Annotated in this window: 14 protein-coding genes and 2 pseudogenes; 8 read left to right on the plus strand and 8 right to left on the minus strand. The window is 66.6% G+C overall.

Going from position 1 to position 15,504, the window contains the following annotated elements; genetic code table 11:
* The first annotated feature begins 64 nt into the window (after window positions 1-64).
* Window positions 65-280, plus strand: coding sequence for a hypothetical protein (locus GON09_RS11445; protein ID WP_026061451.1), 216 nt, complete (start codon window positions 65-67; stop codon window positions 278-280).
* A gap of 7 nt (window positions 281-287) precedes the next feature.
* Here GON09_RS11445 and GON09_RS11450 read toward each other — a convergent pair whose 3' ends face one another.
* Together GON09_RS11450 and GON09_RS11455 are read right to left on the minus strand one after the other, a co-directional pair.
* Window positions 288-812: a 2'-5' RNA ligase family protein gene (locus tag GON09_RS11450; protein ID WP_060651727.1), complete on the minus strand. Its 525-nt coding sequence runs from the start codon at window positions 810-812 to the stop codon at window positions 288-290.
* Window positions 812-1,561: a CPBP family intramembrane glutamic endopeptidase gene (locus GON09_RS11455; protein ID WP_085989295.1), complete on the minus strand. Its 750-nt coding sequence runs from the start codon at window positions 1,559-1,561 to the stop codon at window positions 812-814. The genes GON09_RS11450 and GON09_RS11455 overlap by 1 nt, the downstream gene beginning before the upstream one ends.
* Window positions 1,562-1,842: 281 nt before the next feature.
* On the opposite strand from GON09_RS11455, the gene GON09_RS11460 reads away from it, so the two are divergent.
* Entirely contained in the window at window positions 1,843-3,540 is a 1,698-nt protein-coding gene (locus GON09_RS11460) for a fumarate hydratase (protein WP_213931900.1), read from the plus strand.
* Window positions 3,541-3,607: 67 nt separating this feature from the next.
* Here GON09_RS11460 and GON09_RS11465 read toward each other — a convergent pair whose 3' ends face one another.
* Window positions 3,608-4,069 carry a carboxymuconolactone decarboxylase family protein gene (locus GON09_RS11465; protein WP_060651730.1) on the minus strand — a complete coding sequence of 154 codons (462 nt, stop codon included), beginning with the start codon at window positions 4,067-4,069 and terminating at the stop codon, window positions 3,608-3,610.
* Window positions 4,070-4,144: 75 nt separating this feature from the next.
* Between GON09_RS11465 and GON09_RS11470 the strand changes: the two genes are divergently transcribed.
* Complete coding sequence (locus GON09_RS11470) at window positions 4,145-5,035, plus strand: sigma-70 family RNA polymerase sigma factor (RefSeq protein ID WP_060651731.1); 891 nt, start codon at window positions 4,145-4,147, stop codon at window positions 5,033-5,035.
* Window positions 5,036-5,103: 68 nt separating this feature from the next.
* Here GON09_RS11470 and GON09_RS11475 read toward each other — a convergent pair whose 3' ends face one another.
* Window positions 5,104-5,496: a hypothetical protein gene (locus tag GON09_RS11475; protein WP_060651732.1), complete on the minus strand. Its 393-nt coding sequence runs from the start codon at window positions 5,494-5,496 to the stop codon at window positions 5,104-5,106.
* A gap of 221 nt (window positions 5,497-5,717) precedes the next feature.
* Here GON09_RS11475 and uraD point away from each other — a divergent pair, with 221 nt between their 5' ends.
* The 3 genes and pseudogenes from uraD to GON09_RS11490 all read left to right on the plus strand — a co-directional run bounded on the left by uraD (window position 5,718) and on the right by GON09_RS11490 (window position 8,285).
* Complete coding sequence (gene uraD / locus GON09_RS11480; RefSeq protein ID WP_084421303.1) at window positions 5,718-6,224, plus strand: 2-oxo-4-hydroxy-4-carboxy-5-ureidoimidazoline decarboxylase; 507 nt, start codon at window positions 5,718-5,720, stop codon at window positions 6,222-6,224.
* Entirely contained in the window at window positions 6,221-6,544 is a 324-nt protein-coding gene (gene uraH / locus GON09_RS11485; protein ID WP_060651733.1) for a hydroxyisourate hydrolase, read from the plus strand. Before uraD ends, uraH begins: the two co-directional genes overlap by 4 nt.
* 5 nt (window positions 6,545-6,549) lie before the next feature.
* Window positions 6,550-8,285: pseudogene (locus GON09_RS11490) on the plus strand (molybdopterin cofactor-binding domain-containing protein).
* A gap of 85 nt (window positions 8,286-8,370) precedes the next feature.
* Here the strand turns inward: GON09_RS11490 and GON09_RS11495 are convergent.
* The 4 genes and pseudogenes from GON09_RS11495 to GON09_RS11510 all read right to left on the minus strand — a co-directional run bounded on the left by GON09_RS11495 (window position 8,371) and on the right by GON09_RS11510 (window position 12,873).
* A complete protein-coding gene (locus tag GON09_RS11495; RefSeq protein WP_064062271.1) occupies window positions 8,371-9,108 on the minus strand; it encodes an alpha/beta fold hydrolase in 738 nt (245 codons plus the stop codon).
* Between the two features lie 74 nt (window positions 9,109-9,182).
* Window positions 9,183-10,190, minus strand: a pseudogene (locus GON09_RS11500) (isopenicillin N synthase family dioxygenase); the annotation flags it as partial.
* Window positions 10,171-11,487 carry a nucleobase:cation symporter-2 family protein gene (locus GON09_RS11505; protein ID WP_374195309.1) on the minus strand — a complete coding sequence of 439 codons (1,317 nt, stop codon included), beginning with the start codon at window positions 11,485-11,487 and terminating at the stop codon, window positions 10,171-10,173. The gene GON09_RS11505 and the pseudogene GON09_RS11500, both read right to left, overlap by 20 nt.
* Window positions 11,488-11,910: 423 nt before the next feature.
* A complete protein-coding gene (locus GON09_RS11510) occupies window positions 11,911-12,873 on the minus strand; it encodes a LysR family transcriptional regulator (protein WP_060651735.1) in 963 nt (320 codons plus the stop codon).
* A gap of 117 nt (window positions 12,874-12,990) precedes the next feature.
* On the opposite strand from GON09_RS11510, the gene GON09_RS11515 reads away from it, so the two are divergent.
* Together GON09_RS11515 and GON09_RS11520 are read left to right on the plus strand one after the other, a co-directional pair.
* The gene (locus tag GON09_RS11515) at window positions 12,991-13,803 is read left to right on the plus strand and encodes a cyclase family protein (RefSeq protein WP_081314485.1); all 813 of its coding nucleotides are present in this window, start codon (window positions 12,991-12,993) and stop codon (window positions 13,801-13,803) included.
* Between the two features lie 2 nt (window positions 13,804-13,805).
* Entirely contained in the window at window positions 13,806-15,449 is a 1,644-nt protein-coding gene (locus GON09_RS11520; RefSeq protein ID WP_060651736.1) for a thiamine pyrophosphate-binding protein, read from the plus strand.
* The last annotated feature ends 55 nt before the right edge of the window (window positions 15,450-15,504 follow it).

A 15,504-nucleotide genomic window follows, 5' to 3' on the forward strand; every position in this document is an offset into this window, starting at 1 on the left:
AACGGTTTCCGCGCTAACGTGGGAGGTGCGCGTCTGCCGAGCGGATCATGCGGAGGACACCGACATGAGCACTGCGAAATGGTGGGTTCTCGATCAGCGGGAGTCCGGCTTCGCCCTCGAACACCGCCCCAGCGGCGACCTCGTACTGATGAACACCGCGACGTCGGAGGAACACGTCCTGCACGGCTACGTGTGGAAGCACTGTCCGCACTTCGGCCTGCAGATCCAGAGCGAGGGCCCACCCCCGTACGGACCGTGGGTGGAGAACCCCGAGGAGTGAGTTTCCCTCACGGGATCATCCGTAGCGGCGTGTGCTCGCCGGTGGCGGTGTCGATCAGCACCGCGTGATCGAGTGTCGCTTCGATGGGCAGCACGTCGTAGACGACCGCGCCCAGGCGGTCGAGTTCCTCGCGTCGGGTTCGGGGACTCAGCGAACAGTGCGGGGTCCAGCGCCCCGGGACGTAGTAGCGGTGCAGGTCCGCTCCCGTCGTCTCCACGACCCGCACGACGCGGTCCTGCCGCTGTACGAGTTCGGACGAGGGGGCGGGCACGAGCGACGCCCGGCCGCGCCGGAACAGCCCGAGCGTGTCGATGTAGACCGGGACCGGTCCCCCGTCGGGCATGTCCTCGAGGGCCGAGACGACGGCGGCCCGATCGTAGGTCCGCAGCACCGCGTACGACAGGTGCGGCACGTGCTTGCGGTGCGTGTGGGTGAGCAGGGTCGGGATGCCGCTCTCCTCGAGCCGGCCCCACAGGCGCCGGATCGCGCGGTCGGTCTCGGTGTCGAACAGGAGACAGACCGCCAGCGCCATCAGTTGAGTGTGGCGTGCCAGACGAGCGCGGCAGCGAGGGCACCGGCGCCGTTGAGCGACCAGTGCAGCGCGATGGGCGCGAGGATGCTGCCGCTGCGACGACGCAGCCACGTGAACACGAAGCCCGCGGCGGCGGTCGCGATCACCGCGCCGACGATGCCGGCGATCTGCGCGAGCAGCCCGGCGCCGAGGAAGGCGCTGAGGCCGGCATTACCCGCCGTGAGACCGAACGACGAGGCGACGTGCCACAGGCCGAACAGCAAGGATCCCGCGGCGAAGACCCCGCGTGCGCCCCACACCCGCTCGAGGGTTCCGTGGAGCACCCCGCGGAAGGCGAGTTCCTCGGGGATGACGGTCTGGAGCGGGATGATGATCATCGAGGCGACGAGGGCGCCGGAGATCGTGGCGTAGCGCTCGGAGAGGAAGAACTGCCTGGTGAACGGCAGGGCGATACCGATCGCGACCACCGCCAGGACGAGGGCCACGGCTGCTACCGAGTAGAGCGTCCCCTTCTTCCAGTGCCGGGGTGAGAGTCCGAGTTCCGACCAGCGCATGCCGCGTCGGCGCATCATTGCGACCAGCACGCATGCTGCGATCGGCACGGTCGCGATCGACGCCCACGCGGTGGTGAAGTGGGCGATCAGATTGGTGGTGACGAGCACCGCGATCACGACGGCGAGATCGATCCAGGCGTGGAAACGGGGAAGCCAGGCCAGCGACGGCAGGCGTCCGGTCTCGGGCGAGGGCAACCGTTCGATTTCTGCGGTCACGTGCGATCCCTCCGGAAACTCTCGAACATCCGGTCAAGTGTACGGATCGGGGCCTGCCGGCCGCCGTGACGGCGAACACTCCGGCCTCGACTTCCTTGCGGGATTTCCGGCCGTCGGCGACATAAACACGCCGCCGAAAGTCGCGAGACGCAGGTCACATTCAGCCTGCAGGTCGAGTCCGTCACATGCCCCGTTGTCAAGGCCTTGCGTCGGCGCCGCTAACGTGTACGGCGATCATCAGCCCTCTTCCAGGAGAAACAATGGCCGACTTCCTCTACGAGGACCTGCTGCCGATCGGGGAAGACCCCACCGAGTATCGGTTGCTGACCACCGAGGGGGTGTCCACCGTCGAAGGACCCGACGGCCGCACCTTCCTGAAGGTGGAGCCCGAGGCCCTGCGCCTGCTCACCGAGACCGCGCTGCACGACATCTCCCATTACCTGCGCACGGATCACCTGAAGCAGCTGGCAAGCATCCTCGAGGACCCCGAGGCGTCGAACAACGACAAGTTCGTTGCGCTCGACCTCCTGAAGAACGCAAACATTGCCGCCGGCGGCGTGCTGCCCATGTGCCAGGACACCGGCACCGCCATCGTCATGGGCAAGCGCGGCCAGCAGGTGCTCACCCCGGGCGACGACGAGGAGTCCATCGCGCGCGGTGTGTACGACGCGTACACGAAGCTGAACCTGCGGTACTCGCAGAACGCCCCGCTGACGATGTGGGACGAGAAGAACACGGGCAACAACCTGCCGGCGCAGATCGAGCTGTACGCGGACACCGCGAAGGGCCACGAGAACGCCTACAAGTTCCTGTTCATGGCCAAGGGCGGCGGATCGGCCAACAAGTCGTACCTGTACCAGGAGACGAAGGCCATCCTGAACCCGGACTCGATGATGCAGTTCCTCGAGGCCAAGATCCGGTCGCTCGGCACCGCGGCGTGCCCGCCCTACCACCTCGCGATCGTCGTCGGCGGCACCTCCGCCGAGTTCGCGCTCAAGACGGCCAAGTACGCATCGGCGCACTACCTCGACGAGCTGCCCACCGAGGGTGCGATGACCGGCCGCGGCTTCCGTGATCACGAGCTCGAGAAGAAGGTCTTCGAGCTGACCCAGAAGATCGGTATCGGCGCGCAGTTCGGCGGCAAGTACTTCTGCCACGACGTCCGCGTGATCCGGCTGCCCCGCCACGGCGCCTCGCTGCCCGTCGCGATCGCCGTCTCGTGCTCGGCCGACCGGCAGGCCAAGGCCAAGATCACCCCCGAGGGTGTCTTCCTCGAGCAGCTCGAGTTCAACCCAGGCCAGTTCCTGCCCGAGGTCACCGACAGCCGGCTCGACTCCGAGACGTCGGGTGTCTCGGGCACCGGCAAGGGCGCCGCGGTCAAGATCGACCTCACCCGGCCGATGCCGGAGATCCTCGCCGAGCTGTCCAAACACCCGGTCAAGACGCGCCTGTCGCTCACCGGTCCGCTGGTCGTCGCGCGCGACATCGCGCACGCGAAGATCAAGGAGCGCCTCGACCGCGGCGAGGAGATGCCGCAGTACCTGAAGGATCACCCGGTCTACTACGCTGGTCCGGCGAAGACCCCCGAGGGCCTCGCGTCGGGTTCGTTCGGCCCCACGACGGCCGGTCGCATGGACTCCTACGTCGACCAGTTCCAGGCCGCCGGCGGCTCGATGGTGATGCTCGCGAAGGGCAACCGCTCGAAGCAGGTCACCGACGCATGCCACAAGTACGGCGGTTTCTACCTCGGTTCCATCGGCGGCCCGGCCGCGCGTCTGGCGCTCGACTGCATCAAGAACGTCGAGGTCGTCGAGTATGAAGAGCTCGGCATGGAAGCGGTGTGGAAGATCGAGGTCGAGGATTTCCCCGCCTTCATCGTCGTCGACGACAAGGGCAACGACTTCTTCGCGCACACCGGAGAGGTCACGCTCACGGTCGGCAAGCGCCCTGGTCTGTAGACCCGGCTCGCTGTAGACGCACCACCCCGAACGGTCCGGCAGGATTCCTGCCGGACCGTTCGTCGTCTCAGCTCCGGGGCGGGTCTCCGGCCGGTTGCCGGATCGTGGCGTTGACCCGGTTCCACATGTTGATCGTCGCGATCTGCATGACCAGCGCGGCCAGTTGCTTCTCGTCGTAGATGTCGGCTGCGGCGTCCCACACCTCGTCGGAGACGGATTCGGGCCGGTCGGCGATCCGCGTGACGGCCTCGGTGAGCGCGAGTGCGGCGCGCTCGGCCTCGGTGAATCGTCGCGATTCGCGCCAGGCCGCGACCGCCGTGAGCCGCTCGACGCTTTCCCCGTCGTCCAGTGCTTCACGCGTGTGCATCTCCACGCAGAAGCTGCAGCCGTTGATCTGGCTGGCCCGCAGGTGCACCAGGTGGACCGTGCGGGCCGGGAGTCCGGTGTTCTCGTAGGTCCGGCCCGCAGCCTGCAATGCGTCGAGGGTGCCGGGCAGCACCATCACGGGATTGTTCATTCGTGCTTCCATCGTCCGCTCCTGTCACATCGGTTCTTCGGGATCCGTCACTTCCTTGACGGATCCCGACGGAAGAATGTGACGACGATGGACGAGGAATTTCTGGCGAGGGAGTTCGACGCACACCGTGAGCGCTTGCGCGCGGTCGGCTTCAGGATGCTGGGGTCGGCGGCGGAGGCGGACGATGCGGTGCAGGAGACCTGGTTGAAGGTCGCTCGCGCCGACACCGAGTCCGTGGACAATCTCGGCGGCTGGCTCACCACCGTGATGAGCCGCGTGTGCCTCGACATGCTGCGTGCGCGTTCGGCGCGTCACGAGGTAGTCGTCGGCGAACCCGTCGAATCGCCTCGACGGAACGACAGCTCCGAGGATCCGGAAGACGAAGCAGTGCTTGCGGATTCGATCGGTATCGCGATGATGGTGGTCCTCGACGCACTCGGTCCCGCCGAACGTCTCGCCTTCGTGCTGCACGACATGTTCGGCATGCCGTTCGACGAGATCGCGCCCGTCGTCGGCCGATCCCCCGCCGCGACGCGTCAGCTCGCCAGCCGTGCCCGGCGGCGGGTGCGCGGCGCTCGCACGGCGTCACCGGGTGCCGGGGATCCGCGTCGGGTGCTCGACGCCTTCCTCGTCGCGGCCCGCGAGGGCCGTTTCGAGGACCTGCTCGCGGTGCTCGATCCCGACGTGGTGCTCCGCGCCGACACCGTGGCGGCAGCGAATGCCGAGACGGGCCGGTTGCACGGTGGCCCCGCACTCGAGCCGGAACTGCGCGGCGCCGACACGGTGGCACACGCCTTCCACGGCCGCGCACGCGGCGCGGTGCCCGCGACGATCGACGGCCTGCCCGGGGCGGCATGGGCGCCGGGCGGGATCGTGCGGTCGGTGTTCCGTTTCACCGTCGAGGACGGTCGCATCGTGGCGCTCGAGGTGATCGCGGATCCCGCGGCGATCGCCGCGCTCGACACGACCCTGCTCTGACGCCCCGCCCCGATACAGGTCGAGCCCGGCGGGAATGATCCCACCGGGCTCGAATCCTCGGTTGCCCGTCAGGCGGCGCAGGTGTGCGTCCGCGCGAGCACCGCGGGCGACTGCACGACCACCTGCTGCAGGAAGTCGAGGACGATGCCCGGTGCCGGATCGGCGCCGGGTGCGAGTACCGAGCACAGCACCCGGTACTGGTCGTCGCTCATCACCGGCGCGATACGGAAATGCGTGGTCATCGCGAGCGTGAAGTCGATCCCGAAGTCGCGGGCGCGGACCTGCAGTTGCGGACCGTGCTCCCCCGCGATCAGGCAGATCTCGAAGACGGCCCGTCCTGCGGTGTGCTCGAACGATGCGGCCGGAACGTTGTTGCGGACCATCTGCCGGTAGAGAGGCCGCAGTCCGCCGAGCACGACCGGCGGAAGCGTCACTGCTCGAGGACGGTCGGCGGTGAACATGTGATCACTCCTTCAACCCTGCGACCCATCCGGGTCGCCCACTTTTTTCTGGAATAAATCCAATAAATGGAACTATTCCAGAAAAACGTTCACGGCGCAACCACCTCGTTGGCCGATCATCCAACCGGCGCACCCGCGGCGGACCGAACTCTGTAGCGCTTGTACCTCCCCCGCCGCACGCCCACCGGACAGTATCGAATGCACCGACGAAAGGAGGGTCCGTGCAGCTCACAACGGCCCGGTTCGATGCGATGCCCGAGGACGAGGCCGTCGCTCTGTTGCTCGACTGCTGTTCGAGCCGGACATGGGCACACTCCGTCGTCGCAGCGCGCCCGTTCGGTTCGCGCACCGTGCTGCTCACCACCGCAGCTGCCGCGGCCGAGAACCTCGACGGTGACGACCTCGCCGACGCTCTCGCCGGCCACCCGCGCATCGGCGAACGCAGTGAACACGCTGCTTCCCGTCGCGAGCAGTCCGCCGTCGCCACGGCCGACGCCGACATCCTCGACCGGCTCGCCGCCGGCAACCGCGAGTACGAGGAACGGTTCGGGCACGTCTATCTCGTCCGCGCGGCAGGCCGCACGGCGCCGGAACTGCTGGAGATCCTCGAACGTCGCCTCGACAACGACCCGGAGACCGAGAAGGCCGAGATGCGAGCGGCGCTCGCCGAGATCACCCGACTTCGCCTCGAACGGATCGTCACCGAGACCGCACGGAGCCGCGCATGAACACCCTGAGTACCCACGTGCTCGACGCGACGGCCGGTGCACCCGCGGTGGGACTGCATGTCACCCTCACCGATACGCACGGAACCTCGTTGGGCGCCGGCGTCACCGACGACGACGGTCGCCTCACCGGTTTCACCGGCGCGCTGCCCGAAGGCACCTACCACCTGACCTTCGCCACCGGCGACTGGTTCTCGCGCCGCGAAGTCGCGTCCTTCTATCCGGAGGTGACCGTCACCTTCCGTATCCCGAAAGGCAGCAGCCACTTCCACGTGCCGCTCCTCCTGTCGCCCTATTCGTATTCCACCTACCGCGGGAGCTGACCACCATGATCGAACTGACCGGCAGGATAGTCCTCGGACCGCACCGCTACGGCAAGGCAGAGAACCGGGTGGTGCGCATCGTGCGCGACACCGACCGCCACGAGATCCGCGACCTGAGCGTCTCGTCCTGCCTGCACGGCGATTTCGACGCCGCACATCTCGAGGGAGATCAGGGCACGGTGTTGCCCACCGACAGCCAGAAGCAGACCATCTACTCCTACGCCAAGGAGAAGGGCGGCGGTTTCGGCGCCAAGCAGGAGATGCTGGTCGAGGACGTCGTCGCGGCGGCGGTCCTGAGGACGGGACGCCCGGTGCAGTGGGAGTTCACCCGCTCCGATCAGCTCACCGTCGCTCCGTGCCGGCATCCCATGCGGGTCGACGTCACCCTCGCCGCCGACGCCGACGGCGTCCTCACCGCTCTCGTGATCGACGTGCTCGCCGACGCGGGTGCCTACGGCAACCACAGCCCCGGGGTGATGTTCCACGGCTGCACGGAGTCGATCGCGGTGTACCGGTGCCCGAACAAGCGGGTCGACGCCGAATCCGTGTACACGAACAACCGGCCGTCGGGCGCCTTCCGCGGTTACGGACTCGGTCAGGTGATCTTCGCCGTAGAGTCGGCCATGGACGAACTCGCCGGCAAGCTCGGCATCGATCCGTACGAGTTCCGGCGCCGCAACATCATCGTGCCGGGAGATCCGCTGGTCGCGGCGCATCCCGAGGGCGCCGACCTGACGTACGGCAGCTACGGACTCGACCAGTGTCTCGATCTTGCCGAACGGGCGATGGCGCGCACGGCGGCCGGCCCGCGCCGACCGGTGATCACTGACGGATCGGCGAGGGTATGGCGCTGGCCATGATCGCGACCAACCCGCCCAACGGGCACATCTCCGAAGCCTCGATCGAACTCCTGCCCGACGGCAGGTATCTCGCCCGGGTGGGCACGGCGGAGTTCGGCAACGGCACCACCACCGTCCACACCCAGATCGCGGCCACCGCGCTCGGCACCACCCCCGACCGGATCGTCGTCCACCAGTCCGACACCGACGTCACCACCCACAACACCGGCGCGTTCGGATCGTCGGGCACGGTCGTCGCGTCGAAGGCCCTGCTGGCAGCCTCCCACGAACTGCGACGCCGGATGGCCAAGGCCGCCGCGGAGCTGACCGTCACCGACCCGGAGCAGGCCGAACTGCAGGCCGACGGCGTGCGGTGCGGCGATCGTCTCGTCACACCGGGAGAGTTACTGGAGGTCGCGGGTGGCCGGTTGCGCGCCGAGGGCAGGCACTGCGGTCTGCCGCGGTCGCTCTCGTTCAACGTGCAAGCCTTCCGCGTCGCCGTCGACATCCGCACCGGTGAGGTGCGGATCCTCCGCTCGGTCCAGGCCGCCGATGCCGGCACCGTCCTCAACCCCGAGCAGTGCCGTGGGCAGATCGAAGGTGGCGCGGCGCAGGCACTCGGTGCGTCGATGTACGAGGAGATCATCACCGACGACGCGGGTCGCGTGACGACGGATGTGTTGCGCAACTACCACATTCCGCAGTTCGCGGACGTCCCGCGTACCGAGGTCTACTTCGCTGACACCTACGACGGACTCGGGCCGGTGGGCGCCAAGTCGATGAGCGAGGCCCCGTTCAACCCGATCGCCCCGGCATTGGCGAACGCCGTGCGCAACGCCATCGGAGTACGACCGCACGAGCTGCCGCTCTCCCGCGACCGCATCTGGCGCCTCATGCAGTGACCCCTACCCGTCGAGACCGGTGTTGTATGCGATTTCCGGCGGCCGGATTTCGCACACAACATCGGTCTCGTTGCGTAGATCCGGACTATGTTCGGACGCGCTCGGTGCACCAATCCACCAGCGCCACCGCGAGGTCGTCGCGGGCGGACAGCTGTGGTGCATGGTCGGACTCGAGCGACACGACCTGCGCACCCGGCGTGAGGTGTTGCATCTCCCGTTGGGTGACGACCGGGACCGAATGATCCAGTGTCGCTTCGATGTACAGGCGTGACAACCTTCCGAACCGTTCCGGTGTCCAGGTGGGCGCCATGAGCCGGGCGGTTTCGAGTTGCGGCACGAGCCGGCGTGCGGCACCGATCGCGTCGGCCGCGTCCGCCTCGTGGAAGAACACCGCCGCGCCAGCCCCGGGTGGCACAATAGTGCCGCGACCGTCCTCGGTGGGTTCGAGCCACCGCGAGATCCCCACCGGCGCTTCGAGACCGATTCCGTCGCAGAGCATCCCGAAGTCGACCCCGGACAGGAGCATCATCCCCGCCACGTAAGCGACCCCGGCGATACGCTCGGGCGGCATCTCCGCGACCTGCGTGACGACGATGCCGCCACCGGAATGGCCGACGAGGATTACCGGACCGTCAAGTCCGGCAACGTGGTTGGCCACGACCGTGGCGACGTCGTCGAACGTCACGTCGTCGACGCCCCACGATCCGACACCGGGAAGCGTAGGCGGGTGCGGGACGTACCCGGCCCGGCGGAGCGGTTCGAGCAGCGTGTCCCACACCCAGTTTCCGGCCCACGCACCGTGTACGAGCACGACATGACTCACGCGCGGTTCTCCCCCGTCGCCGCCAGCACACGGGCGGCTTCGCGCACTGCAGCGGTGTTGGCCTTGCCGTGCTACGACCCGGCGAGCTTCGCCTTGATGTGATCGCGGATCAGGATGGGTTCGTAGGGCTCCGGGCCCGCATACTCGGGCAGGATGGAGACCACCGCGTCGACGTTGCCGTCGTGGAAGAACGCCACCGAACGACGGCGCCGGATCCTGCCGTCGACGATCGGCGGCATGACGCGGTGCAGCGTCGACATCCACCGGTCGTCGGTGATGCGGGCGGTGAGATCGCCGAGGTTGACCAGCAGGGCACCGGGCAGCGGTTCGACGTCGTGCCAGATGCCGTCGGAGCCGAGCACCTGCAGGCCCGCGACCCGGTCGGCCCACAACACGGTGACGATCCCGAAGTCGGTGTGCTCACCCATGCCGGTGAGATCGCCGTCGAGGTCGACGGTGCCCTCGGGCAGCGCGTAGTTGTTCATGCGCAGCACGTCGATCGAGTGGTCGGTGAGCCGCTCGAAGTAGTCGGGGGCCTGCCCGAGCGCGTCGGCGAAGATCCGGGTGAGGGTCCGCGCGACCCGCGAGGCCTCGGTGAAATAGGTCTGCACGCGGTCCTCGAAGCCGGGGACCTCGGGCCAGACATTGAGTCCGTAGTCGTCCTCCGACAGATCCAGGTGGGGGAACGACCGGGCCTCCACACCGACGTTGTACGCCTCGAAGAAATCGTTCATGCGGCTGGCGGATTCGACGCCGAGGCTCAGGCTCAGCGACTCGCTCTTCGGCGGGCTGTATCCGCGGTTCGCGCTGACCACCCGGTACTGCTGCTTGTCGTCCATCGGCAGGCCGAAGAAGTCGTCGAGGGCGTCGGCGAGGCCGTCGACCACCGGATCGGGTATGCCGTGTCCGAGGATCTGGACGAATCCCACGCGGCTGCAGGCTTCGTCGATCTCACGGGCGACACGAGCGCGTTCGGCGTCCTCGCCGGCCCGGACGTCCGGGCCGATGTCGCCGCCGGCCCGCAGGTACGGGCCGATGTCGACGGCGGGAACGACGAAGGCGTCAGACGGCGACTGGTTCATGGGCAACTCCGTGGGGAGAGGGGGTGCCGGCCGAGGTGACGGGGGCCGGTGTGCCGGACCGGGACGCGCGAGCCGATGTCCCGAGACGAGTGTGGTTGAACAGCAGGTTCAACGAGAACGCCGCGATCGCGGCGAGCGTGATGCCGCTGCCGAGCAGGATCTGCGCGGCGGACGGGAAGCGCTCGAACATGCCCTCGGCGAGTTCGGGCAGCAGACCCACACCCACCGCGACGGCGGCGATCGTGGAGTTGATGCGGTCGGACAGGTCCACCGAGCGCAACGTGTTGATGCCCACGAGGGCGACGGTGGCGAACAGGATCAGGCCGACACCGCCGACCACCGGCTTCGGCAGCGCCGCGACCACCGAGCTCACCTTCGGCAGGGCACCGAGGACCACGAGGATCGCACCCGACGTGGCGGTGACGTAGCGACTGTAGACGCGGGTGGTGGCGACCGCACCGACGTTCTGGGTGAAGACGGTGTCGACGAAGGCGTTGAAGACACCGGCGAGCACAGCGGACGCCCCGTCACCGGCGAGTCCGCGGGCGATGTCACCCTTGGTGACGCGCTTGCCGGTGATCTCGGCGACGGCGAGCATGCTCGCGGTGGATTCGGCGAAGACCACGGCCATGACGATGCTCATGGCGACGACCGCGGTGATCGGGAACTCCGGTGCACCGAAGTGGAAGGGCGCGGGCAGGCCCACCCACGAGGAGCCGGTCACGCCGCCGAGATCGATCAAGCCGAGCGGAACCGCGACGACCGTGCCGATCGCGAGGGCGATCAACACCCCGAGCTGCGCCCAGATGCCGCGACCGAGGCACAGGAATCCGACGGCGACGACGATGACCAGCACGGCCAGGGCGATGTTGGTGGGCGAGGCGAAGGTGGGAGACGACGGGTCGGTGCCGACGATCAGCCCGCCTGCCACGCCGATGAGCGAGATACCGACGACGGTGAGGACGGCACCGGTGACGAGCGGCGGGAAGAACCGGATGATCCTGGCGAACGGCCAGGCCAGGGCGAGACCGATGATGCCGCCGATCAGCATGGAGCCGTAGACGGCCTGCAGGCCGTATTCCTTCGCGATGAGGATCATCGGCGTCAGGCCGGCGAAGGTCGCACCGCAGACGATGGGCAGGCGGACGCCGACGAGTTTGCCGACACCGAGGCTCTGGACGATGGTGATCAGACCGGCGATCAGCAGGTCGGCGCTGATGAGCATCGCGATGGTGTCGCGGTCGAGTCCGACGGCCGCGCCGAAGACCAACGGGACGGTGATGCATCCGGTGTACATGATCAGGACATGCTGGAGGCCGAACCCGAACTGCCGGAGGAACGGCAGTCGCGCGTCGACGGGTGCGGTGAGGTCATGTGATCGCTCCCATTTCGGATGCAGTGCTGTATACGGTGCCGGATACAGCTTGGGGGCCGAAGTTTTCGGGCTCGAGTCATCGTGTTTCGTGCGGGTAAGGAACCGCTCATCACACCGGCATGCCGTCGCTACGAACGCCTGAAGCCGACGTCATCCTTGCGGTCACGTCCCTCTACCGTGCGAGTGATGGTTCCGACCTCGTCATGAATCGGATCACCGTGTTCGGTGAGCTCCACGCACCAGCACCTCACCGATCCGGTATCGCGGGCATCCAGAGGCCTCCGCGAGTTGCACCACCGGAAGTCACGACAGGGTCGGAACAAGCAGAGACCCTCGATTATGCCCTCAGGCCGAGAGCACTCGGTTGACATCGAGAACGTTGTCCCGGGCGATAATCCTTGCTGTGCTGATCAATACATCGATCAAGCTCCGCGCGCTGGCACTCAATGAGCGATCCGAAGGCATCGTGATACCGATCGAGCGCGGAACAGTCGCGAGAGAGGTCGGTAGTAGCGTGAGGTGCTCGTCGCGCGCCCCGATCAACATCGGTAGCGGTGCGATCGCATCGGTGCTGATCAGAATCGGCCGGAGGGTGAGAATCGTCGAGCACTCGATGATGTTCTGAGGCAAGCCCAGCCCTTCGCGTGCGAACAGTTCGTCCAGTTCATGCCGTAGTTGGGTCGGCCGAGCCGGCAGGATCCACGGATAATCCAGCAAGTCGCGAATATCGGGGTTCTCGAGATCGGCGGCGGGGTGCCCTCGCCTCACCACTGCGCGAACGGGTTCGTCGTACAGGCGAATGCTGTGGGTGGCAGTGCTGTACCCCTGCGGGTCGAGCCGACCCACGACCAGGTCGATCTCGTCCCGCGCGAGACAGGTAGCCAGATCTTCCGGCAATTCTTCGATGACCGAAACCGACAACTTGGGGTGATCACGTTTGAGTGCCACAAGGGCCTGTGGCAACAACGAGTACGCACCGGCCAGATTGGTGCCCACCCGTACCGGGCGCACACCGACCCGTTGCATCTCGTCGATGCTCTCGGCGGCGGCGCGCAGCGAGTTCAAAGCCGTCCGCGCGCTCTCGAGGAATATCTCGCCGAGTTCTGTCGGCGCCACCCCTCGCGGCTTTCGTTCGAAGAGCGTCGCCGACAGTACATCTTCGGCCTCACGTACGGCACGGGTGATGGCGGGTTGAGTGACGCGGAGGACCTCCGCCGCACGAACCATACTGCCCTCGTCGGCCAGCGTCGTCAGGAGAATCAAGTGCCGAATCTTGAGGCGCCCGTCGAACATGCGTTGTGGATTCATCCCTTGTCATTCCTCTGAAACATTGACGAAACATTATGTGATCGGTATTACATCCTGGATATACCGGAACGCACTTTAGCATTGGTTTTGCTCTGGCTCCTCTCGCATGATCAGTCCATGAGCTTCTCGTCCACTTCCCCGAGCGCACTGGCCGCTGTAGCGCTTTCGTTGGCTCGCTCCGACATTCGGGTACTCGACTTGACCGCACCGTTGTCGTCGTCGACGCCGGTTCTCCCACTGCCCGAGGGCATGGCTCCGATCCCCCGTTTCGAACTGGAGGAGTTGGCCAGATACGACGACAGGGGTCCGACTTCCTATCAGAACGGTATTCACACCGGTGAGCACGTAGGGACCCATTTCGACGCGCCCTGCCACTGGATCACGGGTGTGGCCCACGGTGACGTCGCCTCCGTACCGGTCGACAGGCTTGTTGCGCCGGCGGTGGTGATAGACAAGACTGCCGAAGTTGCCGAGAATCCGGACTTCCTTCTCGATATCGATGACGTGATGCAGTGGCAGGAAGAGTTCGGCCCCCTGCCCGCAGGCTGGCTACTTTTCCGAACCGGCTGGTCTGCTCGATCCCAACACCAGGAACGCTTCATCAATGCCGATGACAACGGCCCCCACACACCGGGCGTGACGCCCGCTTGCGCGGAATGGCTTGCCAACGAAGCCCCGATCATCGGACTGGGGGTCGAGACGGTCGGCACCGATGCGGGTCAGGCCTTCCGGTTCGAGCCGGAGTTCCCCGTGCATTCGTTCCTGTTGGGAGCCGGTAAGTACGGAATCACCCAGTTGCAGAACCTCGACCGACTGCCACCGGTCGGCACCCTCCTCGTTGTCGCCCCGCTGCGCATCGTCGGAGGCTCTGGGAGCCCAGCGCGCATCCTCGCACTGATCGAAGGCGAAACATCGAAGGAGACCGAATAACAATGCTGGTAAGAGACGCAATCGGGTACGCCCTCGCAGACATGGGCGTGTCCACGGTCTTCGGAGTCGTGGGTAGCGGAAACTTCCACTTCACCAATGCCATGATCGAACGGGGCGCCCGCTTCGTCGCAGCCCGCCACGAAGGCGGTGCCGCCACGATGGCCGATGCGTACGCGCGCATGTCGGGTGAGGTCGGAGTGCTGTCCCTGCACCAGGGCTGCGGTTACACCAACGCGATCACCGGGATCGCAGAGGCGGCGAAGAGCAACACTCCCCTGCTGGTCCTGACGGCCGAGGCCACCGAACCGACCTCGAACTTCTTCATCGATCAGGAAGGAATCGGCAACGGTGTCGGCGCAGTGTCGATGCGTGTCCGGTCCCCGTTGACCGCATTGGACGACGTCACACGCGCTTTCAATCTGTGCCGGGACGGTCAGCGCACCGTCGTGCTCAACGTTCCGCTGGACGTGCAGGACATGCTCTTTCAGGGCAACACCGCAAAGCGCACCTACGTTCGTGCCGCCGCGCCCCAGCCCGCATCGGACGAGGTTGCACGGTTCGCTGAGCTCATCCTCTCTGCCGAAAGGCCGGTCTTCGTGGCCGGTCGCGGCAGCCGATCTCGCGGGTCCAAGGAAGCCGTCCAGGTGCTGGCCGAGCAGGCCGGCGCCCTGGTAGCCACTTCAGCAGTCGCCCGAGGGATGTTCAATGACGACCCGTGGAGCATCGACGTCTCGGGTGGCTTCAGCTCCCCCCTCACCGCCGAGCTGATCGCAGGTGCCGACCTCATTGTCGGGTTCGGTTGCGCCCTCAACATGTGGACGATGCGACACGGCAAGCTGATCGCAGAAGACGCTTCCGTCGTACAGGTCGACACGAACCCCACCGCGATCGGCCGGCACCGCGACGTCACGCTCGGATTGTTCGGCGGGGTTGCCGAAACCGCCGAGGCCACGTCGGCATGGCTCGAGGCGAAGGGTATGACTCATCGTGAGGGCTACCGCACCGCCGAGGTCAAGAGCCGCATCGAAACAGGGCTGCGGTGGAACCAGGTTGCGTTCGACGACGAATCCGGTGATGGACTCATCGATCCTCGAACCCTGTCGGCCACGTTGAACACCATGCTCCCGACCGAGCGGATCGTGTCCGTGGACTCCGGGAACTTCCTCGGCTACCCGAGCATGTACCTCGATGTGCCCGACGAGTACGGATTCTGCTTCACCCAGGCATTCCAGTCGGTCGGACTCGGCCTTGCAACCGGGTTGGGTGCGGCACTGGCACAACCTCATCGTCTGCCCGTCGTGGCGTGCGGAGACGGCGGATTCCTCATGGGCATCTCCGAGTTGGAAACTGCAGTTCGACTGAAGCTTCCGCTGCTCGTCGTCGTATACAACGACTCCATGTACGGCGCTGAGGTTCACCACTTCGGAACGGACGGACCGCCTCTCGACTCGGTGACATTCCCCGACACCGACATCGCTGCGATCGCACGCGGCTACGGCTGCGAGGCGGCCACCGTCCGGAATGTGACCGACCTGCACCCCGTCGAATCCTGGCTTGCAGCAGATCCCGACCGCCCGCTCGTAATCGACGCCAAGATCGTCTCTCGGGAGGGCTCATGGTGGCTCCAAGAAGCATTCGGTCACTGAGCGGAACCGATGCGATGAGACGCGTCATCGAGGAGGGACAGCACGCCCTCCCACC

Origin of the sequence: Rhodococcus sp. B50 (assembly GCF_013602415.1) — a bacterium.
GTDB lineage: Bacteria > Actinomycetota > Actinomycetes > Mycobacteriales > Mycobacteriaceae > Rhodococcus.

Coding starts and splice junctions, on each gene's coding strand:
- GON09_RS11470 (WP_060651731.1), top strand. CDS start 4,145: ATGGACGAGGAATTTCTGGCGAGGGAGTTCGACGCACACCGTGAGCGC.
- GON09_RS11465 (WP_060651730.1), bottom strand. CDS start 4,069: ATGGAAGCACGAATGAACAATCCCGTGATGGTGCTGCCCGGCACCCTC.
- GON09_RS11515 (WP_081314485.1), top strand. CDS start 12,991: ATGAGCTTCTCGTCCACTTCCCCGAGCGCACTGGCCGCTGTAGCGCTT.
- GON09_RS11450 (WP_060651727.1), bottom strand. CDS start 812: ATGGCGCTGGCGGTCTGTCTCCTGTTCGACACCGAGACCGACCGCGCG.
- GON09_RS11505 (WP_374195309.1), bottom strand. CDS start 11,487: ATGTACACCGGATGCATCACCGTCCCGTTGGTCTTCGGCGCGGCCGTC.
- uraH (WP_060651733.1), top strand. CDS start 6,221: ATGAACACCCTGAGTACCCACGTGCTCGACGCGACGGCCGGTGCACCC.
- GON09_RS11460 (WP_213931900.1), top strand. CDS start 1,843: ATGGCCGACTTCCTCTACGAGGACCTGCTGCCGATCGGGGAAGACCCC.
- GON09_RS11520 (WP_060651736.1), top strand. CDS start 13,806: ATGCTGGTAAGAGACGCAATCGGGTACGCCCTCGCAGACATGGGCGTG.
- GON09_RS11475 (WP_060651732.1), bottom strand. CDS start 5,496: ATGTTCACCGCCGACCGTCCTCGAGCAGTGACGCTTCCGCCGGTCGTG.
- GON09_RS11445 (WP_026061451.1), top strand. CDS start 65: ATGAGCACTGCGAAATGGTGGGTTCTCGATCAGCGGGAGTCCGGCTTC.
- GON09_RS11510 (WP_060651735.1), bottom strand. CDS start 12,873: ATGAATCCACAACGCATGTTCGACGGGCGCCTCAAGATTCGGCACTTG.